This window comes from Phytobacter sp. (assembly GCF_059074235.1).
This window is the reverse complement of sequence record NZ_JCACPZ010000004.1, coordinates 1,721,225-1,746,673: the sequence shown is the minus strand read 5'-3', so window position 1 is coordinate 1,746,673 and position 25,449 is coordinate 1,721,225. Positions and strand designations below refer to the sequence as shown.

The window sequence follows — 25,449 nt, the reverse complement described above, 5'->3', positions numbered from 1 at the left end:
ATACCATCTCCTGGCAGGGCTGACAAGACCAGTAATATTGGGCGCTACATTTTTGGTACAAAGTTTACTAAAATTAATAACGGCAATAAAAATACCGCAATATTTCTATGGTCTATTTGGTGTTGTTCTTTTTACGATAAGGATTGTTATGTCTTTCGAAACTCAAGGTGCTGCGGCTACCCCTTCCCGGAATTTCGCATTCCAGGGGAGCGGTGCAGGATATTTCTGGATCTGGTTGGTCAATATCTTACTGACTATTGTTACGCTAGGGCTGTTTTTACCCTGGGCATTAGTACGCGCCCGCCGTTATTTTTATGCGAATACTGAGCTGGAAGGGGCGCGTTTTTCTTATCACGCGACCGGCAGTTCCGTATTTGTTGGCTGGCTGTGTCTGATCGTCCTCTATGTCATATTTCTGGTTAACATGGTCCATAATAACGTCATGTTATCCCTTTGCATGATAGGGTTATTCTTGATTTTCTTCCCGTGGCTGGTGACGCAAGGTCTGCGTTATCAAATGCTGATGACGGAAATTAATAATGTCCGCTTCAGTTTTTATGCCAGCCCGCTACGTGCGTGGTGGGTGATGCTGGGTTGCCCGCTGTTAATCATGGTGGTGTCGATTCTTATTTTCTCTACCCTGATGACCAGTACGATTAGCTCGGGTTCGTATACGGCGATTTTCGCAGGTATTGGTATCGGTTCGCTGGGGTTACTGGTGGGCACGGCCATTATGCAGGGTGTCTACACCGCGCAGTGGTACGGCATGCTGGTGAATAACCTGCAATACGGTACGCAGAAATTTGCAGGTACTTTCTCCATCAAGAAATGCATCCTGATTGCGCTGTTCTCCATGCTGCTGCTGTTCCCGTTCCTCGCACTGGCGCTGTTTATCGTGGTTCCGGCGTTCATGACCCTGATGCAGTACTCTGCGATGGTGGGTGACAACCCTGAGCAACTGGCGATGCTGGCCGGGCCGTTCTACGGCAAGATGGTACTGGCGTACTTCATCTACATTTTCGGCGCGATTTTCTGCTTCATTTACGCCTTCGTGAAAATGCGTAACTACATTTATGCGCAGGTGAGCCTGGCGGAAAACATTCGTTTCTCTTCCACCGTGACCATTAGCCGTGTGATGTGGCTGTCGATCACCAACGTACTGGTGTGCATGATCACGCTGTTCCTCGCCTGGCCGTGGGCGAAAGTCCGCTTCACTCGCTATGTGCTGGAAAATACCCATGTACACGGTGAGTTGCAGAGCCTGACGCTGGAAAACCATGGTCAGACGCCAGCTAAAGATCCGGCTAACCTGCTGGCGCGTGGGCTGTCGTTCTTCCCGGCGGTGTTCTAAGTCGCCAGGCCGGGTGAGGGCATAAACGCCTTCTTCGGACATTCAGCCATAAAAAAAGCCGGGCTATCGAAGCCCGGCTTTTTCATGTGCACTCTGATTACAGCGCGGCGATAACCGCCTGCTGCTCAATCAGTTTCGCTTTTGCTTCGGCGTAACCGTCCAGCTTCTCGCGCTCTTTGGCAATCACCGCTTCCGGTGCACGTGCCACAAAGCCTTCGTTAGACAGTTTGCTTTCGATGCGACCAATCTCGCCTTCGATTTTCGCCACTTCTTTCGCCAGACGCGCCAGCTCATCTTCTTTGTTGATAAGACCTGCCATCGGGATCAGCAGCTCTGCGCCGTCAACAATCTTGGTCACGGAAACCGGACCTTTATCGTCAGCAGGCAGCACGGTGATGCTTTCCAGGCGCGCCAGGTTCAGCAGGAAGCTGCGGTTGTCGTTCACACGACGCTCAGCATCTTTGCTGCAACCGCGCAGCAGCAGTTCAAGCGGTTTGCCCGGAGAGATGTTCATTTCAGCACGGATGTTACGCACGGCAACGATCGCCTGCTTCAGCCATTCGGTATCGGCTGCGGCAGCTTCATCCACCTGAGACGCATCGTACTGCGGGATAGGTTGCAGCATGATGGTGTCATCGGTAATGCCTTTCAGCACTTTCACGCGTTGCCAGATGGTTTCAGTGATAAACGGAATGATCGGGTGCGCCAGACGCAGCAGCGCTTCCAGCACGTTTACCAGCGTATTGCGGGTGCCGCGCAGTTCTGCTTCAGAACCGCCGTTCATTACCGGCTTGGTCAGCTCCAGATACCAGTCACAGAACTGGTTCCAGGTGAATTCGTACAGAATGCCTGCCGCGATATCGAAGCGGAAGTTATCCAGCGCTTCGCGGTACGCTTTCACGGTCTGGTTGAATTCCGCGAGGATCCAACGGTCAGCCAGAGAGAGCACCATTTCGCCGCCGTTGAAGCCGCAATCCTGGTCTTCGGTGTTCATCAGCACGAAGCGACTGGCGTTCCACAGCTTGTTACAGAAGTTACGGTAACCTTCCAGGCGCTTCATGTCCCAGTTGATGTCGCGACCGGTAGACGCCAGAGCGGCCAGGGTGAAGCGCAGGGCGTCAGTGCCGTGCGGCTCGATGCCGTTCGGGAACTGCTTCTCGGTACGTTTGGCAATTTTCTCAGCGAGCTGCGGCTGCATCATGTTGCCAGTACGTTTCTCCAGCAGGTCTGCCAGGGAAATGCCGTCGACCATATCCAGCGGGTCAATGACGTTACCCTTGGATTTGGACATCTTCTGGCCTTCGTCGTCACGAATCAGACCGGTCATATAGACGGTATGGAACGGAACCTGCGGCTTGCCGTTTTCATCTTTGATGAAGTGCATGGTCATCATGATCATGCGGGCAATCCAGAAGAAGATGATGTCGAAGCCAGAGACCATCACGGTGCTCGGGTGGAACTGACGCAGGGCGTCGGTGTTTTCCGGCCAGCCGAGGGTAGAGAAGGTCCACAGGGCGGAGGAGAACCAGGTGTCCAGTACGTCATCGTCCTGGCGCAGCGCAACGTCAGCGCCAAGGTTGTTTTCCTGACGCACTTCGTCTTCGGTGCGGCCAACGTAGACGTTGCCTTCGTTGTCGTACCAGGCCGGGATACGGTGACCCCACCACAGCTGACGGGAGATACACCAGTCCTGAATATCACGCATCCATGAGAAGTACATGTTTTCGTACTGTTTCGGCACGAACTGGATGTCGCCGTTCTCAACCGCTTCAACCGCCGGTTTTGCCAGCACGTCAGCACGCACGTACCACTGGTCGGTCAGCATCGGTTCGATAACCACGCCGCCACGGTCGCCGTAAGGGACGGTCAGGTCGTGCGGTTTAATCTCTTCCAGCAGGCCCAGGGCGTCTACCGCCGCCACGATGGCTTTACGCGCAGCAAAGCGTTCCAGCTTCTGGAACTCAGCCGGGATGTCGCTGGAATAGGCGTCAGATTCTTCGCCTTTGGTGTCATACACTTCTGCACTTTCACGGATATCGCCGTCAAAGGTCAGGATGTTGATCATCGGCAGGGCATGACGACGACCCACTTCATAGTCGTTAAAGTCGTGCGCCGGGGTGATTTTCACGCAGCCAGTGCCTTTTTCCATGTCGGCGTGTTCGTCGCCCACGACAGGAATACGGCGGTTCACCAGCGGCAGAACCACAAATTTGCCAATCAGGTCTTTATAACGCGGATCTTCCGGGTTAACGGCCACACCGGTATCGCCCAGCAGGGTTTCCGGACGGGTGGTGGCGACCACCAGGTAATCTTTACCGTCAGCGGTTTTTGCGCCGTCAGCCAGCGGGTAGCGGATGTGCCACATGGACCCTTTGGACTCGCGGTTTTCCACTTCGAGGTCGGAAATCGCGGTGCGCAGTTTCGGGTCCCAGTTTACCAGGCGCTTGCCACGGTAAATCAGGTCTTCTTTGTACAGGCGGACAAAGACTTCTTTCACGGCATTGGACAGGCCTTCGTCCATGGTGAAGCGCTCACGCTCCCAGTCCACGGAGTTGCCCAGACGGCGCATCTGACGGGTAATGGTGCCGCCGGATTCTGCCTTCCACTGCCAGATTTTATCGATAAAGGCGTCACGACCGTAATCGTGGCGGGTTTTCCCTTCTTCAGCGGCAATCTTACGTTCAACCACCATCTGGGTAGCGATACCCGCATGGTCGGTACCGGCCTGCCACAGGGTGTTTTTACCCTGCATGCGCTGGTAGCGAATCATGGTATCCATGATGGTTTGCTGGAAGGCATGACCCATATGCAAACTGCCGGTGACGTTCGGCGGCGGGATCATGATGCAGAAGCTTTCCTGGCTTTCGTCGCCATTCGGTTTGAAGTAGCCCTGCTTTTCCCAGTGCTCGTAAAGCGGCTGTTCGATATCTTGTGGGTTGTATGTCTTTTCCATTATTTCCAGGTTGCCGTGTTCAGGTTGAAACCAGCCATGCGATAGGCTTTATAGCGCTCGCGTGCCAGTTGTTTCAGAGAGTCTTCGTAAGGGACAAAGTCTATCACTTCTGTGAAAGCGGTGGCAAAATCTGCAAAGTTTGTGCGTAAGCTGATGAGAATGTCGCGTGGGCTGCTGTTACGTTTTTGCGGCCAGGCGACTTCGACCGGAGCCCCGCCCCGAGGACCTTCGCCCGCCAGGTTGTGCGGCACAAAACTTTCAGCGGGTCTTGCCCACAGCGCTTCATCGAGGCGAATAGCCTGTTGCTCATCTTCGCAGGCAATCAATACACGTTTGCCATTGCGCCAACGTTCTGCGGCAATCTCACACACCAGTTGCTCCACGGCGCTCAGGCCATCTTGCTGCGTGTCGTTGTCCAGAAGATAAAACGTGGCGTTCTTCATGATATGGGGCTTCTTGTGGTGGATTTAAACCGTACACCCTCACCCCGGCCCTCTCCCTCAAGGGAGAGGGAGAAAACCGTTCCCTCGCCCCTTGGGGAGAGGGTTAGGGTGAGGGGGATTTTGCTTACTCTTCGCCGTTAAAACCTGCGCGGTTCAGCAGGAACTGCGACAGCATGGCGACCGGACGACCGGTTGCGCCTTTGGCTTTCCCTGAACGCCAGGCGGTACCGGCGATGTCCAGGTGGGCCCAGTTGTACTTACGGGTAAAGCGCGACAGGAAGCAGCCCGCGGTAATTGCACCGCCAGGACGTCCGCCAATGTTTGCCATATCAGCAAAATTGGAGTCCAGTTGCTCGTAGTACTCATCGCCAAGCGGCAGACGCCATGCGCGGTCGCCGGCCTGCTCAGAAGCACCAATAAGCTCATGCGCCAGCGGATTGTGGTTCGACATCAGCCCGGTGATGTGATGGCCCAGGGCAATCACGCACGCGCCGGTCAGGGTCGCCACATCGATAACCGCTTCCGGCTCGAAACGCTCAACGTAGGTCAGCACATCGCACAGCACCAGACGACCTTCGGCATCGGTGTTCAGCACCTCAACGGTCTGGCCGGACATGGTGGTCAGCACGTCGCCCGGGCGATAAGCGCGACCGCCAGGCATGTTTTCACATCCTGCCAGCACGCCCACCACGTTAATCGGTAACTGCAGCTCTGCGACCATACGCATCACGCCGTACACCGCCGCTGCGCCGCACATGTCGTACTTCATCTCGTCCATGCCTTCGGCAGGCTTGATGGAGATACCGCCTGAGTCAAAGGTGAGGCCTTTGCCGACCAGCACAATCGGGCGCGCATCTTCAGACGGGTTGCCTTTGTACTCAATCACCGACATCAGCGATTCGTTCTGCGAACCGTTGCCGACCGCCAGGTAGGAGTGCATCCCCAGCTCTTTCATCTGCTGCTCGCCAATCACGCGGGTTATGACATTCTTGCTGTAAGAGTCAGCCAGCTGGCGCGCCTGAGAAGCCAGGTAAGCCGCGTTACAGATGTTCGGCGGCATGTTGCCGAGATCTTTCGCTGCTTTGATGCCTGCCGCGATCGCCAGACCGTGCTGAATGGCGCGCTCACCGCTGGTCAGCTCACGACGGGTCGGTACGTTGAAGACCATTTTACGCAGCGGACGACGCGGTTCGCTCTTATTGGTTTTCAACTGGTCAAAGCTGTAGAGGGATTCTTTTGCTGTCTCTACCGCCTGGCGTACTTTCCAGTAAGTGTTGCGACCTTTAACGTGCAGCTCAGTCAGGAAGCAGACTGCTTCCATCGAACCGGTGTCATTCAGGGTGTTAATGGTTTTCTGGATGACCTGCTTGTACTGGCGTTCATCCAGCTCGCGTTCTTTGCCGCAACCAATCAACAAAATGCGCTCAGAAAGGACATTCGGCACGTGGTGCAGCAGCAGGGTTTGCCCCGGCTTGCCTTCCAGTTCGCCGCGGCGCAGCAGTGCGCTGATGTAACCGTCGCTGATTTTGTCGAGTTGCTCGGCAATTGGAGAGAGGCGGCGCGGCTCAAAAACACCCACAACGATGCAGGCACTCCGCTGTTTCTCCGGGCTACCGCTTTTTACACTGAACTCCATGCACTACGCTCCTGAATCTTAAAGACAACAGCGGCGGCTACGGATAGAATTGCAAGCTTTCGTAACTCGGTTCCGCTGTTGCGGTGACTTCGTGTTAATCTTAACGTTACTTAGGTTTCGGCACGTCAGATCGGGGTCGGATACTTTTAACCGCTGAGTATAATAATCTTAGCGATGATTTCGACGACTCAAGAGAATAAATGACGTTTAAGCCACGAAACAAGCGATTTTCCAGTAAAAAGACTGGTTTTTACGGGCGTAATGTAAAGTGATAATCATAAGATATCTTGCGCGGGAGACGCTTAAAAGCCAGCTTGCGATCCTCTTCATCCTGCTTCTGATCTTCTTTTGTCAGAAACTGGTCAGGATCCTTGGCGCTGCGGTCGACGGCGAAATACCTACGAATCTGGTGCTCTCGCTACTGGGTCTCGGCGTGCCTGAAATGGCGCAACTTATCCTGCCTCTCAGTCTGTTCCTTGGCCTGCTGATGACGCTGGGCAAACTTTATACTGAGAGTGAAATTACCGTCATGCACGCCTGCGGCCTGAGCCGTGCGGTACTGGTGAAGGCGGCGATGCTGCTTGCGCTGCTGACCGGTGCAGTGGCGGCAGTCAATGTTATGTGGCTGAGCCCCTGGTCGTCTCGCCATCAGGAAGTGGTCCTGGCGGATGCCAAAGCCAACCCTGGCATGGCGGCGCTGGCACAAGGCCAGTTCCAGCAGGCCTCTGACGGCAACTCGGTGATGTTTATTGAGAACGTGGCGGGCAGCCAGTTCCACGAGGTGTTCCTCGCTCAGTTGCGCCCGAAAGGTAATGCGCGCCCGTCTGTCGTGGTGGCGGATTCCGGTCATCTTTCGCAGCTTAAAGATGGCTCACAGGTGGTGACCTTAAATCAGGGCACGCGCTTTGAAGGCACCGCATTGCTGCGAGATTTCCGCATTACTGACTTCAAAGATTACCAGGCGATTATCGGTCACCAGGCCGTTACGCTGGACCCGGACGATACCGAACAGATGAAACTTGGCACCTTGTGGCGCACCGATAACCCGCGCGCCCAGGCTGAGTTCCACTGGCGTCTGACGCTCATCTTCACCGTGTTTATGATGGCGCTGATGGTCGTGCCGTTGAGCGTGGTGAACCCGCGTCAGGGCCGTGTGTTGTCAATGTTGCCAGCCATGTTGCTCTACCTGGTATTCTTCCTGCTGCAGACCTCCCTGAGATCCAATGCCGCGAAAGGAAAGATTGATCCGTTGATTTGGATGTGGGCGGTGAACCTCGCGTACCTCGCGCTGGCGATTGCCCTGAACCTGTGGGATACGGTGCCGATGCGTCGGATTCGCGCCCGTGTGATGGGCAGAGGAGCGGTATAATGCAGGCGTTTGGCGTACTCGACCGCTATATCGGTAAAACCATTTTCACCACCATCATGATGACGTTGTTCATGCTGGTGTCCCTCTCCGGCATCATCAAGTTTGTCGACCAGCTGAAGAAAGCCGGGCAGGGGAGTTACGACGCACTGGGCGCTGGTCTTTACACTATCCTCAGTGTGCCGAAAGATATTCAGATTTTCTTCCCGATGGCCGCACTGCTGGGTGCGCTTCTGGGCCTCGGTATGCTGGCCCAGCGCAGTGAACTGGTGGTGATGCAGGCTTCTGGCTACACCCGTATGCAGGTCGCGCTCTCGGTCATGAAAACCGCGATTCCGCTGGTGCTGTTGACCATGGCGATTGGCGAATGGGTGGCACCGCAGGGCGAGCAGATGGCGCGTAACCAGCGTGCGCAATCTATGTACGGCGGCTCGCTGCTCTCCACACAACAAGGGTTGTGGGCGAAAGACGGTAATAACTTTGTCTATATCGAGCGTGTTAAGGGCGATGACGAACTGGGCGGCGTGAGCATTTATGCCTTCAACGACCAGCGTCGTTTGCAGTCCGTGCGCTACGCCGCGTCTGCTAAATTCGACAAGGACCGTAAGGTCTGGCAGCTCTCGCAGGTGGATGAGTCTAATTTATCCAACCCGAAACAGGTGACGGGCGCGCAGACCCTGAACGGCACCTGGAAGACTAACCTCACGCCAGACAAGCTGGGCGTAGTGGCACTGGACCCGGATGCGCTCTCCATCAGCGGCCTGCACAACTACGTGAAATACCTCAAGTCGAGCGGCCAGGATGCCGGGCGCTACCAGCTCAATATGTGGAGCAAAATCTTCCAGCCGATGTCGGTGGCGGTGATGATGCTGATGGCGCTGTCGTTTATCTTCGGCCCGCTGCGCAGTGTGGCGATGGGCGTGCGCGTGGTAACGGGCATCAGCTTCGGCTTTGTCTTCTACGTGCTGGACCAGATTTTCGGCCCGCTGACGCTGGTCTACGGCATTCCACCGATTATCGGTGCGCTGCTGCCGAGCGCCTCGTTCTTCCTGATCAGCCTCTGGCTGCTGCTGCGTAAGAATTAATTTTCAGACCTCCTCCAGCCTTTCTCCCTCTCCCCGTGGGAGAGGGCTGGGGTGAGGGCATCAGACCGCACTAACAGCCCATCATCCCCCCTCAGTAAAATCCGTTCTTGAAAACGTAATACGTTGCGCAGACTATGCTTGGCTTATGGTTCGCAAAAAATTCAGGAAGCTATGTCCAGATTCTTTTTTAATGACCGTAAGCAACTGGTCAATGACGCCATTGAAGGCATGGTGATTTCCGCCCCCCATGGCAACCTGGTTCGCCTCGATATCGACCCCGCTATTCGTATTGTTGCCCGTGCCGACTGGGATAAATCCCGCGTGGCGGTGATCTCCGGCGGTGGCTCTGGCCACGAACCCGCGCATGCAGGCTTCGTGGGTAAGGGAATGCTCACTGCCGCCGTGTGCGGCGATCTCTTTGCTTCCCCAAGCGTGGATGCGGTGCTGAACGCCATTGTCGCGGTGACCGGCGATCGCGGCTGCCTGCTGATCGTCAAAAACTACACCGGCGACCGCCTGAACTTCGGTCTTGCCGCCGAGAAAGCCAAACGCTACGGCCTGAAAGTCGAGATGGTGATTGTCGCCGACGACATCGCGCTGCCGGACAACAAGCAACCGCGTGGCATCGCCGGTACCGCGCTGGTGCACAAAATTGCGGGTTACGCGGCGGAGCAAGGCCGCTCGTTAAGTGAAGTGCTCCATATTGCCCAACAGGCCTGCGACAACGTCTGGAGCCTGGGGCTGGCAATGGAGAGCTGCAACCTGCCGGGCAGCGAAGAGGATGACCGCATCCAGCGAGGCCAGGTCGAACTGGGGCTGGGCATTCATGGTGAGCCGGGTGCCAGCACCGTCGACAGTCACAACAGCAAACAGCTTATCGACACGCTGGTGAAACCGCTGAAAGAGCTGGCGGACGAAGACCGTGTGGCGGTGCTGATCAATAACCTTGGCGGTGTATCTGCGCTAGAGATGGCGCTACTCACCAAAGAGCTGGCGCACTCGTCGCTGAAAGACCAGATTGCGTACCTGATTGGCCCCGCACCGCTGGTCAGTTCGCTCGACATGAAAGGCTTTTCGCTCTCTGTTCTGCGCCTGAACGAGACCTTTGAGAAGGCCTTGTGCGCCGATGTGCAGACCGTCGGCTGGCAAAAACCGGTGCCGTTCGCGCCGATGAAAACCCAGCGCCATAGCCCGGTCTACAACCAACTGGAGATTGACCCCTCTGAGAACGCGCAGGTCAACGCGCTGGTTTCTGCCGCTACACAGACGCTGATTGGGCTGGAAAACCGCCTGAACGCGCTGGACGCCAAAGTGGGGGATGGGGATACCGGTTCCACCTTTGCCGAAGGAGCGCGGGAAATCGCCAGCCTGCTTGAGCAGGGCAAGCTGCCGCTGAACAACACTGCGCAACTGCTGCAACTGGTGGGTGAACGCCTCGCCACGGTGATGGGCGGCTCCAGCGGCGTGCTGATGTCTATCTTCTTCACCGCTGCGGGTCAGGCGGTGCACGATGAGAAACCGCTGCCCGAGGCGCTGCTGCGTGGCTTAAAGCAGATGAAACATTATGGTGGTGCCGACCTGGGCGACCGCACGCTGATTGATGCGCTGCAACCTGCGCTGGAGGTCCTGCGTGACAGCGGGCTGGATGCCGCTGCTGCTGCCGCGAAGACCGGTTCCGAGAAAACGGCGACCATGCAAAAAGCCGGTGCAGGCCGCTCGTCATACGTGAACAGTCAGAATCTTGAAGGAGTACAAGACCCCGGTGCCGTGGCGATTGCAGAAGTGTTTGCAGCGCTGAGTAAGGGGTAAAAAAACGCCCCTCTTCCTCAAACGAGGACGAGGGGCGAGTGGCATCAGAAATCCGCTTTCAGCACCACGCGGTAACGCGCTTTCCCATCACGCACGTGCTGTAACGCCTCGTTGATCTGCGACATCGGGAACATCTCGGTCGTCGGCGCAACTTTCGCACGGCCGGCAAACTTCATCAGCTTACGCAGCTCGAACGGCGTACCGGTCGCGGAACCGGAGATGCTTCTGTCGCCCGCAATCAGCGTAAACGCAGGCACTTCCAGCGGCTTCAGCACCGCGCCCACCGTGTGGAACGCACCGCCGTGGGCCAGCGCTTCAAAGTACGGCTGCCACTGCAAATCGACGTTCACGGTGTTGATGATGAGGTCAAACTGACCCGCCAGCGCTTTCAGTGCCTCCGGGTCGCGGCTGTTGACCACATTGTCCGCACCCATCAGGCGCACTTCCGCTTCCTTCGCCGGGTTCGAACTGAACGCCGTCACCTCGCAGCCCATCGCATGCAGCAGCTTGATGGCGATATGCCCCAGCCCGCCAATACCAATCACCCCGACGCGGCTGGTGGCGGTGATATGGTGCATCAGCAGCGGTTTGAACACGGTGATGCCGCCGCACAGCAGCGGACCCGCGGTTTCAATGTCGATGCTGTCCGGCAGGGGGATGACCCATTGCCAACCCGCACGAATTTTGTCGGCAAAGCCACCGCGATTAAGGATGGTCGGTACCGCGCCTTCGTGGCAGTTGATCTGGTCGCCGTCGATACAGGCGTCGCAGTGGCCGCAGCTTTTCGCCGTCCAGCCGATACCCACGCGCTGACCAACCTTCAGCCCTTTGCTCTGCGCCGTGCTACCCAGCGCCACCACGCGGCCAATGACTTCATGCCCGGCGACCAGCGGATATTGTGAGAAGCCCCATTCGTTGTCGATCATCGACAAATCGGAGTGGCAAATCCCGCAGTAATCCACCTGGACTTCAACGTCTTCCTGACTTAACTCTCCCGCGTCATACTCGAACAGCTCCAGGTCAGCCCCGGCTTCTTTAGCGGCATAGCTTTTGATAATCGACATCGCCTTTCCCTCATGATGGTTGAGAATTGAGTGTAGAGGATAGAGTGATTGATGGATCTAATCTTTGCGTAACAAGGCGTTAAGCCAGGTTTCATCGCGATCGGGGCGTTTGTCCTGCGTCGTCCACATCGACTGCACCCGGATGCCCGCAAGCTGCGCGACCAGCGCGTTCAGCCCCGCTTCGGTTAAATCACTGAAATGACGGCCGCCTTTTTCGCGCTCGCTGTCGCCGTATTTGAACGAGACGTACCAGATGCCACCCGGCTTCAGCGCCTGCGCCAGGTTGCTCATCGCCTGCGGCAGATCCTGCGCGGGTACGTGCAACAACGACGCGCAGCACCAGATGCCATCGTAATGATGACTGGCCTGCACCTCGCTAAAGGTCATCTGTTTGACGGGCAGACCGCTGTGCTCCGTTGCCAGGCGCACCATTTCCGACGAGGCATCGAAGGCCTCGACCGCATAGCCCATCTCCACAAAGGCACGGGCATCGCGACCGGAACCGCACCCGGCATCCAGCACGCGGGCACCGGGCGCAAGGTGGGCAACAAAGGGGGCGTAAAGCGACGACATATCGACGCCGATGGTGTCGGAGAAAAACGCCTGCGCATGGTGTTGATAATAGTTGATGGTCATTAGAAGGTATCCGGCCCGGCGGCCTTTGGCTCCCACTCGTGGAATAAGTTTACCCGCGCAGTGTTCCAGACATTTGACAGAAAATCATGCCGTTTTACGGTGTTCGCGCCGGTCTGACGGATCAGGGTTTCGCGCAGTGGGAGGTGGCTGGTAATGAAGTATTCGTTGCGATCGTGCAGGCGCTGAAGCAGTTTCAACGACGGGATGTGAGCAAATTTTCCCTGCTTACCCCGGTTACAACATTTACAGGCCAGCACCAGGTTCCAGACGCCGTTCACATTCCCCACCTGGTCTTTGAGCATCCACGGAATAAAGTGATCGACATCGGCCAGGTTCGCGTCGCCCGGCTCCACGCTGATGGGCGCGAAGCAGTAAAAGCAGCGTCCTTTCTGGTAGCCGTTGAGGCTGTCGCGACAGCTGGTGATGGTGATGCGGCGGTTATTCTGAATGCTGAACAGCATGTTGTCCTGCTCGTCATGCTCCACGGCGATGAGATTGCGCGACACGCCCATCGCCCAACCCTGTTCGACCAGGTTCCAGCGCGCGTCGGTCTCACACTTCAGGTTCTGGAACTGCTGACGCTCGGTGAGCTGATGGAAGTTTGTCGTCAGACGAATGCCTTTATGGCTTTTGCGCTCATCTATGAAAAAGCGTTTCTCAATCTCGCCCTGATTCACATTGTGGAAGGCATCAATCACGTTGTTAAAGCCGAAGCGCACGGTGGCGGCGGTGAGGGTGTTCTGGTCGATCTCCCCGGCATTAAACTGGCGACAGGCATCGAGGTATTGACTTCTGGCAGAGGTGATTTGTTTGGGGGCCTGCGCCAGGTGATGGCAAAGATGCTGGCTGAACGGCACGGCGAGGTCTTCAAGCAGGATGAGGTCACTGCCGTCGCGCTTTACGTCATACATCGCATGCGCCAGCGCGAACTTGTAGGAAGCGACATTTTTGCCAAAGAGGATTATGCCGCGCCAGTAGTTCTCCAGCGTGGGCTCGACCTGATAGAAACGCATATCTTGTCCTGAGTTATGGATGTGGTGAATGCCAACAACCTGTAACAGGATCAGATAACAAGACGGGGAAAATGTAAACCATCGCCGTCACGTTGCAGCGTTTTGCGAGCCGCCTTCCAGAGAAAGGCTAAGTGAATGGGAGATATGTCGATTTTTTCGGCACTCAGACGCGACAAGGCGGGGGAATGCTTGCGCAGGGGTCAGCAACAGGTATAATGCAACCCGCTATCAGCATCCCCTTCAGTGCCGAAGTGGCGAAATCGGTAGACGCAGTTGATTCAAAATCAACCGTAGAGATACGTGCCGGTTCGAGTCCGGCCTTCGGCACCATAAGATGCAACAAAGAAGTCGCCCAAGGGCGGCTTTTTTTGTGTCTGGAATTTAGTGATTTGAATACCTTCGTAACTTTCTGACTCAACTTAATTCAACCCGGTTTGGGCTTCGCCAACTAAAAGCTCACAAACTTACTGACGGCTACGTCATCGCTTTGGGTGCAAAGAGAAGCGCTGGTTTAGGTAAATATCCTGAAGTTTCGCTGACGGGTGGCTGAGTTTTGCGGAACGACGGCCGGAATCAATAAGCTGATGGTGCCGCTCTCAATTGAGAGTAAGAAAGCCGTTAAAGTAGAACAAGAGCAGGAATCGATAACTTTTGACGTCGTCGTCATAGAGCGGGATGCCAACAACAAGCGCTGGAGAGAAGACCATCGATTACGCGTTCTTCGCTATCTTGAACTTTATATTTTCCCTCATATCGATTTGTCCGACATTCGCCAGCTCAAAACCAATCACCTGTTAGCCCCGATTAAAAAAATTGATGTCAGTGGTAAACACAAAGTTGCTCTGCGTCTGCAACAGCGTGTCACGGCCATTATGCGTTATGCCGTACAAAACGATTACATCGACTCTAATCCAGCCAGTAACATGGCCGGTGCGTTATTGACAACTAAAGCACGACACTGTCCGGCATTACCCTCCAACCGCTTCCCTGAGTTTCTTGTTCGTCTTGCTGCATATCGTGGCCGTGTAATGACGTGGATCGCGGTCGAGCTTTCCTTACTCACTTTTGTGCGTTCCAGTGAGTTACGTTTCGCGTGATGGGATGAGTTCGACTTCGATAAATCTCTTTGGCGTGTACCAGCAAAACGAGAAGAAATTAAAGGTGTGCGCTACTCGTACCGTGGCATGAAGATGAAAGAGGAGCACATTGTTCCTCTTAGCCGACAGGCGATGACTTTGTTAGAGCTGCTTAAGCAGATAAGTGGTGATAAAGAGCTGCTTTTTCCGGGAGATCATAACCCAACCAAGGTTATGAGTGAAAATACGGTAAATAGCGCATTGCGTACGGTGGGCTATGACACGAAAACTGAGGTCTGCGGGCATGGATTCAGGACGATGGCGCGTGGCGCGTTGGGTGAATCAGGGTTATGGAGTGATGACGCTATAGAGCGGCAGTTGAGCCATTCAGAGCGTAATAATGTGCGTGCAGCTTATATTCACACTTCTGAGCATTTGGATGAACGGAGGTTAATGGTGCAGTGGTGGGCAGATTATCTTGATGCAAATAAAATAATTGACGTGTCACTATTCGATTTTGCTAAAAGCAGCTAACCCTCTGGCTGTTGTTATCATAAATGATGCAGTGATTATTTATTCCCACTGCATCATTTTCTTTACTTAATATTTAAGCTTGTGCTTTTCTTCCCGGTGGTGTGGGGATGGCATCGCCCGACTTTCTCGAGTTGAGCCAATTCGACCACTGTTTTAAACTGTTTCCGAATCGTTTTAGACTGGAATCGCTCCAATTAGCCCCATGTCTTTTAGCAATGTAACTAGCAAGACTAATATTGTTTATATGCGGTTCGCTATTGATTTTTTCAATGCAGGTTTTCATGCATATTTCATTGGATGCATTTACCCATATAGCTTCTAGTGGTGAGTTATATTTCGACATCAATTCATGTTCTATATGAATTTCTTTCTTTACAATCGAAATTAAATTAAATCTTAATAATACAGTGAGCGCGTTTTTGCAGCCATCATCTTGTATTTGTTCATAAGTTTTACCTTCTTGGATTAGTTTGTAACACTCATAAACTAAAAGCGGTGAAGCATTAGGAGCGAATATCTCACTCTTATGCCCCTTGGTTCTTTTTTGCCAGGAAGCAACAGCCTGTTGTATTGCTCCTTTATCTTGAACGATATAGATATTTTTTTGCTGAGATATGTATCCTGTCATATGCAAATAGCGAGATAGCCTTCGAGCATAAACACCCCAAGTTGGTTGGCTGTGGTGCGCTTTTGGCAGGCTTTCTTTCAAAACTTCAATTAATGTGTCAATATCAATGACTTTGCCAAGATATTTTTTGTACAATTCTATTTTGAATGAATGCTTTCCAAGTCGCTCGCGTATTTTTTTTAGAAATTCATCTTCACTTTTAGACGAAATAGCAGCATTTAACTTAAAACTAGAACCATTTCGCTCAGCTATGTTAAACATTACTAAGTCCGCTCCAATGTTTAACATTGTTGATTCTTTTATTCCAGCCTTCAGTGATATTTCATGCGATGAAAGATAATTTTTATTATCTAGTTCATTAGCAATGTTAACGATAGTTCGATAATCAGAGGTTGGAACATAGTTATAAGGGATTACAGGTAATTTCCTTGTGACTAAATAATCTTTGAATATATCCCAGTATATATTGAGTCTATCGCCACTTTTAATCACCATTCTTTTATTGACTAAATTACTTACATCTGCGGCACTTGATAGTTCTATTATTTCGCTCCAGTCGGCTGGGGCTTTACTAGCAATTAAATCAAGGCAGGTTTTTTCTGATGGAGTCAGTAAGTCAAGATCGTTGGTAAATAACTTCTCTACATCAAGCTCAACTGTAGTAACTTCATTATTTCCTGCTTTTTTAAAGTTTTCCCTCAAATTAATGCAAAGCTTTTTCAGAAGCCATGGAAAACCCTGGCAACTGTATGTTATCTGATTCCTGATAGCGGGCGTTAACTTGTGATTAAATTCTTTTTCAAACGTGGTAATGGATTTCGATATTTCACCACCATCGAATAAACTTAATTTAAATTCTTTTCTTAAGTCAGACAGGTTATGCCACATATGATACGCTGGATGATCTTGCTGAGTGGTGCTGTCAGTCTTCCATGCAAAACCAAGAGTTAAATTCCCTTTATAACCAGCCACCTCAAGCATTAAGCTATTCGCAGAGTTAAATACACTAAACAATTCAGGTTTTGAATAAAGCTCTTCGAACTGATCAAAGATAATACATATGACTTTATCTTCGGATTTGATGCTTTCAAGATATTCAGCTATAGATTCTGATGAAAAATGGTTTGTTGGATCGGTGAGAGATAAATCAATTTTTTTGCCAAATCCATTTTCTTGTGCCAGCTTTAGAGCTTGCAATAGTGCGGATGTAATATATGAGGGTGATTTTGCCCCGCGAATATCTACAGCATAAACAAAATATTTTTTATGGTAATGTTTGTTTTTTGACCTGTCTCTGATTTTAGCGATTAAAGAGCTTTTCCCTAAACCCGAGTTCCCGGTTATTGCAAATATTCTAGTATTAGTTTTCCCTTCTTTTACATTTGCTAAAAAACCAAGGATTTCTTTTTGCATATCGTCCCGACCAACAAAATCCTTTGGTCTTGCAGGTCGATAATCATCCCAGGAATCGCCTATTTGGACTTCAACTACATTTGTAACACCTTCAGTTTTGTCAGGTAGAATTGATAGGTCATCATCTTTTTTTCCTACGGATAAATCGTAGCCTGTGATTGTCGCTTCAAGTTTAGATATGTTTTCTAAAGTAGCACCATCATTAACTAAATTACCAGAAGTAGCATTAAATAATAATACTCCTTCAGGGACGCCGCCTTTTAATGTATAAACAGCCCAAAACCTTCCGAATTTGCTTATTAAAAGTGTCCAACTACCTAAATTGTCTTCTGATCCTATGAAATCAATAGCTTTGTCAGTTGGAGTGTTTTTAATTACGCCTGCGGAAGTAAGTGATTCAATTACTCGTTGAGGTGTGTAGAAGCTGAATTTAGAGGATTTTTCTTTAGGCTTTTTTGATATTATATCAACTATTCCTAGTGCATCCTTGCCGAACTCTGATGTTGAAATTATCCAGCCTTCAGAATAATCATGTAAATCGACTACACCCATAAGTTTATTTAGAATCGGTGCGCTAATTTTTTCTTTTTGAGCCTTGCATTCAACATAAATTTCTTTTGAGTTAACTTTGTGTTTACATAATAAATCTAATTCGGCACCTGTCACTCTTAATTCTTGTGCGACTTCGTAATTTTGTGCCGAAAGCAGATCCTTTATAAGCCCTTCGAAAAGATCGCCTTTTTGTTTTGTCGTATCAGTGTTTTCTGTCGCAACTTCAATTTGCATACATTTGTCCTGAGTTTTTTGAAAAGGGGGCTGTGCGTAGAGTGTTCAATATACTTTTTTCGTCTTTGCACTCCAAGCATCTTTTTCTGAGGTGGCGCGCAATGCTCTCCCCGCCACGCCTGCCCGCTTAAGGGGCCGCTTTTAATGCAACTGCATGAACGGCGTCAGGCCGCAACCTGACTGGCGTGGAGGAGAGTTTTGCGGGGTGAAAAACGCATGCAAAACCATGCACCTTATGCATGCATGGCTTAATTCGGGAAAAAAGTGGGATTTGCGGGGATTTTTTGACGGGCTACTGCGCGGCCAGTTCTGCGCGTTTATTCACGTAATTCTGGTTTTGTGCGGGTGTATATTTTTCACGATTATCATCCCGCGAAGCCGCGTCAGGCCTGAATTCGATGGCCGTTAAAATGTCGTTATCCTGTGCGGAATAATTAATTTTTTCACCGGTTGACAGCCACACCGACAGCGCCTCACGCAGATAATCGACTGAATGCTGCATTGCGCAGCGTGCGACGGCGGGAGGCTGGCTGTTATAGCCCATTAATTCCGGCACAAGTGCGGCGGCTAGCTCTGCGCCGTGCGCCTGCATAAAATCATTCAGGCGGTTGCGGATGCTGATGCGCTGCACGTTCTCATGTGCGCGAATATAGCGACCGGCAGCCTGATTAATTTCCCATTTTTTCACGTCGATGATGTCGCGCAGGGTTTGCAGACTCCGAGGGCCACCGTCATCAGCGGTGGCGATGTGTGCGCGGTATTTCTGTTCGGTGTCGGTCAGCTCCTGCTTGCGGGTCAGCCATGCGGTTTTACTGTTCTGGCAGGCTTCAAAAGCCTGCTGTAGCGTCAGAGTGGTCACGGTGTCTCTCCGGATTAATGACGAAACGGCGAGCTGTAACAGCCCTTCACGTTACGCGGTGGCAGGGTGGCCGTTTCTGGCTCAGGTTTCGCTGTCTCAGCCGGGGGGCGTATCACCTCATCAATTGATTCGATGGTGCGGAACGTCGACGAACATTCGATATTGGTGCACTGGTGATAGCGTTGCTTGACGTTTTCCGACAGATACCGGCTCGTTCGTGTATGCGCGGCCTTTTTGCAGAACGGACAATGCATCATGACAGCAGTCCTCGCGCTTTCAGGTCAGCTTCAGGATGCAGCCATCCCTCCGTGACGTCGGGTTCGCCAGTGGATGGTGTGGTGTTTTGCTTTTTGCGCGTCAGCCATATCTGCATAATGGCCTTTTATTCCCAATGGATTTTGAGGTGCAGGAAGGCGGCGACGCAGTGAATCCCTAGGAGCTTACATAAGTAAGTAACTGGGGTGAGCGAGGAAAGCCAACGCACCTGCAACTCGAAAGACGAAGGGAAGCCCCTTTTTCGGGTAAGCCCGTTCCCCCCTCACTCTCTTCCCCTTAACCGTTTGGATTTTGCCTTTTGGTGCCGTCAGATTTGGGGCGAAACTGTTTATTGGGTTGCGCAAATTTATTGGAGTGGATAAAAACGGCAGAGCAGGATGCTCCGCCGTTGATGTGAAGGTCATGCGCTCAGCGCTAACGGCTGCTGTGCCTGTTCAAGCAGATATTCACAGGCATTACGCGCTAATCCGCTGGCGCGGAAAATAGCTTTTTTGTCCTGCTGCAACACCTTCAGCCACGATGCGATGTAACTGTCATGATGTAGCTTCGACTGGATGCCAACGTGAGCACACAGGAAAGCCGCTCCCATTTCGGCGACGAGCTCTTCAAAACTGTACGTCGGATCGCCGAAGGTATGCTTGCCGGCAGTGATGCCATCCCGGTTCAGCCGTGAAGCGTGTCCGGTAGCGTGCGTCAGTTCATGCAGCAGCGTGCCGTAGTAATCCTCACGTGAAGCGAATTGCTCAGGATGCGGCATGATGATGCAGTCGCGTCCTGGCGAGTAATACGCCCGATTCTGGCGTCGGTGAGTGATCATTACCGAGCTTTGCCGGGCAACCTGCTCGGCAGCGGCGATGGGGTCATTGACCATCACGACAGGTTGTGAAAACGCCTCCGGCAGATCTTCGCATTGCTGAATGTTGAACAGCTGGAACTCGCGTACCAGGGTGTAGGACGTCAATTTAGGGTTGCCGTCAGCATCAAGAACCATGTTCCCATTGCTGTCCACTACTTCGCGCTGCTGCGGCAGATAGAACACGGCCAGTGTAGATTTTTAGCCTTTGCGGATGTTACCGCCCGCATTGCGAATTTGCGTGAAGGTCAGCCAGCGATCGCTTTCATACCCCTGTCGTTCTGCGCTGTTTCAGAGCAGAGGAATATTGATGCCGTGATAAAACCGCCCGGACAGGGCATTCATCGGCACCACCGGTTCCCCTTTCCGCCATGGGCGAACCCAGGGGATCATGCCTTTTTCCAGCGCGGCGATAATTTCATCGGTGACTTTCTGATAAAGATCGTTGCTTCTGTTCATAAGCGTAACCTCATGATAAAGAAGCCGGGTACAGCGCTCCCGGTCGGGAGTCGCCCGGCACGGGGAGTAGAGGATGCTGAGGTAATCAGCTGGTGTGAAGGGCAGTAACCAACAAGTGATCATCTTCAAGGGTTAAGCGCAGCGGCGTCATCAGCGGTACATTGCTGCTGCTGTCAGCGGGAAAACAGTACAGACCGAAATTAATACTCTTACGGTCCGGGCCTGCGCTTTTGAATGTCAGTATGGTCGCGACAATCAGGTTTTCGAGACGGTCGTCTTCCTGAGAGGGATCGGGTGGAAAACTGACTACCTTTTCCCAGGCCTCAGTTGAGACAGACAGCGATAAGGATTTTGCTTCAGGGCAAGATGAAGTAGGCATAGCATTTCTCCAGTGATGAAAGCAGAGAAACACCGCCCGGCAGGGAGTGATTCCCTGCATGGTGGGGTAGAGGATGTATCAGGCGCTAAGCGCTGTCCGCGAGGATGATACGGAGCGGACGAAAAGGCGAGCCTCACCGGGTGGGGTGGCAACCTGAAGGCTCTGGTTGTGGGTCAAAATTCGTACAGATTGATACGGTATCAATAATAATCAAGAGCTAATCTGGGGGGGGTATTTATCCGCTATAGGGGGTAAGGCAATTTATCGTCTTTAGGAGATAAAGTATATTGGACAATATAATCGATAGTACCTGCGGAGCACATCAGGAAGCTTATGATCTCAGGATTTGAAGATCTGCTTACGGTGCCAGCCAACGTATTGTGCAGTGGGCCACAGCTATTTGTCGTGAAGATACTGTTCGAATCTGAGAGGTTTAGGGTGGGATGAGATTCTCGATTTTTGCATGGACTATTAAGGGGAGCTTTCTGAGCATATTCGGGGCTGAATCCATAAACCAACAATTGCTAACTGGTAGCTGTATCTAATGTTGTGTACAGAACAATGGGATAAGTGCATCTTGTGAGATACAATATTAGTACGGCGTAAAAATGGTTATTAAAATGGCAAGTGAAGAAACAAACATTCAAGTTTCAAGATTTGTTGAAGCAAATGGGGTTTGTACGAAAAAACAAATTGTTGATTATGTATCCAAGATTGTTACCAATGTTAAAAATGAGACTATTAGCAAAACGATTGATAAACTGACAGTAAACCATGACAGAAGGATTAATTACTCCTTAAACTGGAATGAACGATTAACTAATGAAAGTAATAAAGCCGATAAACTCTATAAAATAAATAATGAGTATTATGTGTCATATAATCAAAAGGAACATGGAATATGGAAAATATATTCAGTGGTAATAAGTGGGAAAATAAAATGGCTTACACGGGAAATAATACAAGATGAATCGCAACGACTTCAGGGCGAATTTGATGAAGCTATTAGAGAGTCGTTTAATCTAGCCCCAGAAGAACGCAAAAAACGTCTAAAAGAAATTAACAGTACTATACCAGTAACTAGAAGAGTCCTATCTATTGTATTTGTTAGAAGCCCTGATGTGGTGGCTGAAGTGCTTCATCGGGCAATGGGGAATTGCGAGAAGTGCCACAAACCGGCACCATTTCAAAGAGTTAAAGATAATACACCTTACCTTGAAGTTCATCACGTAGTTCCTTTGTCTAAAGGTGGAGAAGATACAATTGAAAACGCTATTGCTGTTTGCCCTAATTGCCATAGGCAAGAACACTTTGGTTAAAAATAATAAAGGTATTTGTGAACTACAATGTCAGAGTTGAACACGGATAATGAATATTAAAGATACATCAAATAAATTAGTAATAATGCATAATAAAAATTCTGATATCGAAGAGTTAGTTATCAACGAAATGGGAAATCCGAAATGGCTATATAGAAGTGCTAAAGGTGTAGCGAAACAAACAAAACTATCTGAATCTGATGTAAATAAAATCTTAGCACATTCGGTTAAAGTAAGAAAGTCAGTTATTCCAGTGCCTGATGGCTCTGATCTTTATGTGTTAAAGAAAAGGAAATCATTTCTTGGCGACATATGGGTTGCTTTCAAAGCACTAAATCACGATAAAAATAATGCATAATTAGGAATTATAATATGTCACTACTTATATATGGCCTTATTGGCGGCCTTATCCCTGAGATGGTAGGGATATATAATTTAAGATGTGTCGAAAAAAAGCAGACCTGCTTGGCTAACATCTAGATTCTATTGGATAAGTACACTGGTTATGATACTTATTGGTGTTACATTAGTATTTTTTTACGAAAATATATTAAATCTTAAACTTAACGAAATTATTGCAATCCATATTGGTGCTTCAGCACCAATAATTTTAAGAAACTTTTCTAATGGTAAAACTGATCTCAATTAAATAATCCACTTCAAACAGTGTGATCTTTTTAACATGTGGTTGTGGGATATTTTGTAAGATAATTTACTGTTATTATAATAAGTTGCAAAAATACATGATGTTGAGCATGCCCCGTCAAGTAAACATATTGACGGGGCGGTAAGTCATTATTGTTTTATTTTTCGATCTATCTGAGTGGAAACATCAGCACCTTTGTCATCAAGTGTTGCCATCAGGAACAGGCATCTGCCTTGGCTTGTTAATTCCCATTGCGCCCCGACGGCAGCTTTCTCTCTGGTATCTGCACTATCCTGCAAATGTTGTCCTTTATATTCTACAACGAGTAACCGATTATCTTCTAGTTCACAAACAAAGTCAGGGTAGAAATAGCCCCCTGCGATGGGTAATTTAAACGACAAACGAGGTTCTTTCTCGACGTTACGCACCCAATGTTTAATTTTAGGGTGAATATCAATGGCCTGAGCACAAAGAAATTCTTCGGTTGGTTTACCAGCGGCTGTTTTTTCGCGGAGGTCATGGATTTGAGCACTACCATAATAGTGCTTTTGAAAGCGATAAGTACCCTGATAGAACGGCGGTCGGCCAGCATAATAGTTTGGTTTGAAAGTAAAAAAATAATCCATCCCATCCTGATGTTCTGCTGTAATCATATCAGGTAAAAGTTGTTGAAAACCTTTTTCTCCAGCACGTTTTTTACGTGCAATAATATCATTATACAAAGCATCAACAAGCTGATATTTACCACGGATTAATGCCGTAAGTGATATTTTTGACGTGTTAATTAAATAGTCCAGCATTTTGGATAAATATGCTTGCATATCTCTCTGAAAAATATTGGGTTGGCGTAACTGAGAATCTAACCACCCGATCAGATCGGCTTCTGTTATTTTTGAATTGACACCATCAAGAGCCATTTGTGAAACAGCTACAAACGCAGATGCCAGCTTTCCTTTTTCCATATCAAGTAGCCATGATCTTGCTTGTTCATTAATCGAGAAGTAAGGAAGCTCGATTGCATCAGTTAGCAAGCTGAATTGGCTGATCTCTTCAAGCAAAGCAGCATCGACAATACAAGTATCGTCATGATCTCGCCAGCATAACAGGGGTAATTGGCCAAAAGGGATACCTCTTGCACTTGGGCTGGTTTCAGCATCAAAGCGTGCTTTTTCTTGTTCAATTTTTTGTTTGACCAATGCTTGGTGCTTTTTGGGCACACCCGTCAATATGAAATCTTCAATTTCTTGGGTTATCTCGCCATCTACTAATATTGTTGCCCCAGCCTGAGTTGGGCGTATTTCAATTTTCTGCTGGAGCGAAACGGGTATTGGCGTGTCTGGCAGAACAGGAACCGGAACGCTGCTTGTTGGTTTAAGTGCTGGAACCCTACCACTTCCTGTTTGATCCTGATTAAAGAGCTCTGGTACAGCAGGTGTTCTTGATTGTAGTACCATTGCTGCTTCTAGGGGATCAAAGCCCATATTGTTGACCAGATTGTCCTGGATCCGGTGTAATGCTTCACCAAAGCTATGAGCTGTAATATGAGCGTATGCTTGATTGAGTTCTGGATTCTGGCGGGATTTAGCGTAAGGCATTCGTAAAACTCGCCCAAGCAACTGTTCCACATCTTTTGCGCTGCGTGACTCTTGCATACTACATAGCACATAGGCAAACGAGCAATCCCATCCTTCCTTAAGCGCTTCAACAGTAACGACATAGCGTACTGGACATGCAGGATCGAATAAGTTGACTCCATCCAGTTCTTTCTGTGAGCCAGTAGCAATTGCAATCTGTTCTTTAGGGATTTTTTCCACTTCTTCCAGGTAGGTAGCTAATATTTCAACAGTGATTTGTTTACCTCTAGGTTCTGCCTGAAATAACACAATGGGCCGTAAGTAATCAGGTTCTTTTTGAGCGAGTAATTCCAATTTTCTCTGGGTGAGAATGGCATCACGTACCGCATCTTGCCACCCGGTAACATGCTCCATGAGCATAATAGGCAGCTTAATCATCTCTTCATTTTTCAGCTCTTGCGCACTGACGTGGTAGAGCACATTGGAACCCTTAATCGGGGTTGCTGTTAGCTCAACAATAGCTGAAGGATTGAAGCGTTTGAGAGTTTCAAAACTGTTTTGTGTCCGGCTATTATGTGCTTCATCAACGATGATTATCGGGTTATGCAGATGTAGCCAGTTAGCCAGAGACGCTTTAATTTTTCCAAGATCTGCTTGGGTCAGGAACGACTGAGCAATCAGGTCAGATTCTTTGATGATATCTAATGTAGGAAATTGAGTTGTCGTGACACCATCAAAATGATGAATTAGTGATTCATCAAAAGAATAAACATTGCGCTGGGTGGTATCCGCGACACGAAATGCCTGTATTGTCGCGACGATGATAATCGCATGAATACCAACTTCATGCGGACCAACTGTAACCAGACTTTCCAGATCACAGATTCTGACTTTATCGTTAAAACGTTGATCTAATGATTGACGATAAGGGTGTTGCTTATTCATCAATGCCTTCAGTGTTTGTTCGCGAATGGCATCAGATGGAACCAGCCACAGTGCAACCGGTGCATTTGTGAATGTATAGTGCTGGGCAATTTCACCAATCACATGGGCGGCAAGGAGGGTTTTACCCCCTCCAGTAGGTAGCCGTAAACATACACAAGGTATTTCACCGAATGCAGTATCCTGATAGGGGATTAAGGGTTCACCACGGTTCTGGTATTGCTCTTGAAGAGGTTGTTCCCGCCATACTTTATGTAAATCTGCTTGTGTGTTTAACTGGCTGAAAAATTTTACTAAAGCTTCGAGTGCACGAGCTTGATAATGTTTGAGACTAAAACTCATTGGTCAC

The 25,449-nt window shown here is 50.2% G+C and carries 18 protein-coding genes, 1 tRNA gene and 2 pseudogenes; 9 read left to right on the top strand and 12 right to left on the bottom strand.

Annotation, left to right across the window (positions count from 1 at the left end):
• Nucleotides 1-148 precede the first annotated feature (148 nt).
• Entirely contained in the window at nucleotides 149-1,351 is a 1,203-nt protein-coding gene (locus AC5JPW_RS12170; protein WP_494240568.1) for a YjgN family protein, read from the top strand.
• Nucleotides 1,352-1,448: 97 nt separating this feature from the next.
• Here the strand turns inward: AC5JPW_RS12170 and AC5JPW_RS12165 are convergent, their stop codons facing one another.
• The 3 genes from AC5JPW_RS12165 to pepA form a co-directional block, all read right to left on the bottom strand.
• Nucleotides 1,449-4,304: a valine--tRNA ligase gene (locus AC5JPW_RS12165; RefSeq protein ID WP_494240567.1), complete on the bottom strand. Its 2,856-nt coding sequence runs from the start codon at nucleotides 4,302-4,304 to the stop codon at nucleotides 1,449-1,451.
• Nucleotides 4,304-4,747, bottom strand: a complete 444-nt coding sequence (gene holC / locus AC5JPW_RS12160; protein ID WP_494240566.1) for a DNA polymerase III subunit chi — start codon at nucleotides 4,745-4,747, stop codon at nucleotides 4,304-4,306. Before holC ends, AC5JPW_RS12165 begins: the two co-directional genes overlap by 1 nt.
• A 124-nt stretch (nucleotides 4,748-4,871) precedes the next feature.
• Nucleotides 4,872-6,383, bottom strand: coding sequence for a leucyl aminopeptidase (pepA, locus tag AC5JPW_RS12155; RefSeq protein ID WP_494240565.1), 1,512 nt, complete (start codon nucleotides 6,381-6,383; stop codon nucleotides 4,872-4,874).
• A gap of 153 nt (nucleotides 6,384-6,536) precedes the next feature.
• Between pepA and AC5JPW_RS12150 the strand changes: the two genes are divergently transcribed.
• The 4 genes from AC5JPW_RS12150 to AC5JPW_RS12135 all read left to right on the top strand — a co-directional run bounded on the left by AC5JPW_RS12150 (nucleotide 6,537) and on the right by AC5JPW_RS12135 (nucleotide 10,643).
• Nucleotides 6,537-6,587: a hypothetical protein gene (locus AC5JPW_RS12150; RefSeq protein WP_215195782.1), complete on the top strand. Its 51-nt coding sequence runs from the start codon at nucleotides 6,537-6,539 to the stop codon at nucleotides 6,585-6,587.
• 64 nt (nucleotides 6,588-6,651) lie between these two features.
• Complete coding sequence (gene lptF / locus AC5JPW_RS12145) at nucleotides 6,652-7,752, top strand: LPS export ABC transporter permease LptF (protein WP_494240564.1); 1,101 nt, start codon at nucleotides 6,652-6,654, stop codon at nucleotides 7,750-7,752.
• On the top strand, nucleotides 7,752-8,834 hold the full coding sequence (gene lptG / locus AC5JPW_RS12140) for an LPS export ABC transporter permease LptG (protein ID WP_494240563.1): 1,083 nt from the start codon (nucleotides 7,752-7,754) through the stop codon (nucleotides 8,832-8,834). The genes lptF and lptG overlap by 1 nt, the downstream gene beginning before the upstream one ends.
• 171 nt (nucleotides 8,835-9,005) lie before the next feature.
• Nucleotides 9,006-10,643, top strand: coding sequence for a dihydroxyacetone kinase subunit DhaK (locus AC5JPW_RS12135; protein WP_494240562.1), 1,638 nt, complete (start codon nucleotides 9,006-9,008; stop codon nucleotides 10,641-10,643).
• A gap of 44 nt (nucleotides 10,644-10,687) precedes the next feature.
• Here the strand turns inward: AC5JPW_RS12135 and ahr are convergent, their stop codons facing one another.
• The 3 genes from ahr to AC5JPW_RS12120 are packed head-to-tail and all read right to left on the bottom strand — an operon-like array spanning nucleotide 10,688 to nucleotide 13,356.
• Nucleotides 10,688-11,707: an NADPH-dependent aldehyde reductase Ahr gene (ahr, locus tag AC5JPW_RS12130; RefSeq protein ID WP_494240560.1), complete on the bottom strand. Its 1,020-nt coding sequence runs from the start codon at nucleotides 11,705-11,707 to the stop codon at nucleotides 10,688-10,690.
• Between the two features lie 57 nt (nucleotides 11,708-11,764).
• On the bottom strand, nucleotides 11,765-12,343 hold the full coding sequence (locus AC5JPW_RS12125; protein ID WP_494240558.1) for a class I SAM-dependent methyltransferase: 579 nt from the start codon (nucleotides 12,341-12,343) through the stop codon (nucleotides 11,765-11,767).
• A complete protein-coding gene (locus AC5JPW_RS12120; RefSeq protein WP_494240557.1) occupies nucleotides 12,343-13,356 on the bottom strand; it encodes an HNH endonuclease family protein in 1,014 nt (337 codons plus the stop codon). Before AC5JPW_RS12120 ends, AC5JPW_RS12125 begins: the two co-directional genes overlap by 1 nt.
• Before the next feature lie 245 nt (nucleotides 13,357-13,601).
• Here AC5JPW_RS12120 and AC5JPW_RS12115 point away from each other — a divergent pair.
• A tRNA-Leu gene (locus tag AC5JPW_RS12115) sits at nucleotides 13,602-13,686 on the top strand.
• Nucleotides 13,687-13,934: 248 nt separating this feature from the next.
• Nucleotides 13,935-14,966, top strand: a pseudogene (locus tag AC5JPW_RS12110) (tyrosine-type recombinase/integrase); the annotation flags it as partial.
• A gap of 73 nt (nucleotides 14,967-15,039) precedes the next feature.
• Here AC5JPW_RS12110 and AC5JPW_RS12105 read toward each other — a convergent pair.
• The 5 genes and pseudogenes from AC5JPW_RS12105 to AC5JPW_RS12085 all read right to left on the bottom strand — a co-directional run bounded on the left by AC5JPW_RS12105 (nucleotide 15,040) and on the right by AC5JPW_RS12085 (nucleotide 20,619).
• Nucleotides 15,040-17,793 carry a restriction endonuclease gene (locus AC5JPW_RS12105; protein WP_494240555.1) on the bottom strand — a complete coding sequence of 918 codons (2,754 nt, stop codon included), beginning with the start codon at nucleotides 17,791-17,793 and terminating at the stop codon, nucleotides 15,040-15,042.
• Nucleotides 17,794-18,085: 292 nt separating this feature from the next.
• Nucleotides 18,086-18,652, bottom strand: coding sequence for a phage polarity suppression protein (locus tag AC5JPW_RS12100; protein ID WP_494240554.1), 567 nt, complete (start codon nucleotides 18,650-18,652; stop codon nucleotides 18,086-18,088).
• A 14-nt stretch (nucleotides 18,653-18,666) separates the two neighbouring features.
• Entirely contained in the window at nucleotides 18,667-18,909 is a 243-nt protein-coding gene (locus tag AC5JPW_RS12095; protein ID WP_494240553.1) for an ogr/Delta-like zinc finger family protein, read from the bottom strand.
• Between the two features lie 419 nt (nucleotides 18,910-19,328).
• A pseudogene (locus AC5JPW_RS12090) lies at nucleotides 19,329-20,240 on the bottom strand (ArdC family protein).
• 85 nt (nucleotides 20,241-20,325) lie between these two features.
• Nucleotides 20,326-20,619 (bottom strand): hypothetical protein, encoded by a 294-nt coding sequence (locus AC5JPW_RS12085; protein ID WP_494240551.1) that lies wholly within the window; start codon nucleotides 20,617-20,619, stop codon nucleotides 20,326-20,328.
• A 620-nt stretch (nucleotides 20,620-21,239) separates the two neighbouring features.
• On the opposite strand from AC5JPW_RS12085, the gene AC5JPW_RS12080 reads away from it, so the two are divergent.
• Both AC5JPW_RS12080 and AC5JPW_RS12075 read left to right on the top strand, forming a co-directional pair.
• Nucleotides 21,240-21,938 carry an HNH endonuclease gene (locus tag AC5JPW_RS12080; RefSeq protein WP_494240549.1) on the top strand — a complete coding sequence of 233 codons (699 nt, stop codon included), beginning with the start codon at nucleotides 21,240-21,242 and terminating at the stop codon, nucleotides 21,936-21,938.
• A 49-nt stretch (nucleotides 21,939-21,987) separates the two neighbouring features.
• Nucleotides 21,988-22,296: a hypothetical protein gene (locus AC5JPW_RS12075; RefSeq protein ID WP_494240548.1), complete on the top strand. Its 309-nt coding sequence runs from the start codon at nucleotides 21,988-21,990 to the stop codon at nucleotides 22,294-22,296.
• A 437-nt stretch (nucleotides 22,297-22,733) separates the two neighbouring features.
• Here the strand turns inward: AC5JPW_RS12075 and AC5JPW_RS12070 are convergent, their stop codons facing one another.
• Nucleotides 22,734-25,442, bottom strand: coding sequence for a DEAD/DEAH box helicase (locus AC5JPW_RS12070; RefSeq protein WP_494240546.1), 2,709 nt, complete (start codon nucleotides 25,440-25,442; stop codon nucleotides 22,734-22,736).
• Nucleotides 25,443-25,449 lie beyond the last annotated feature (7 nt).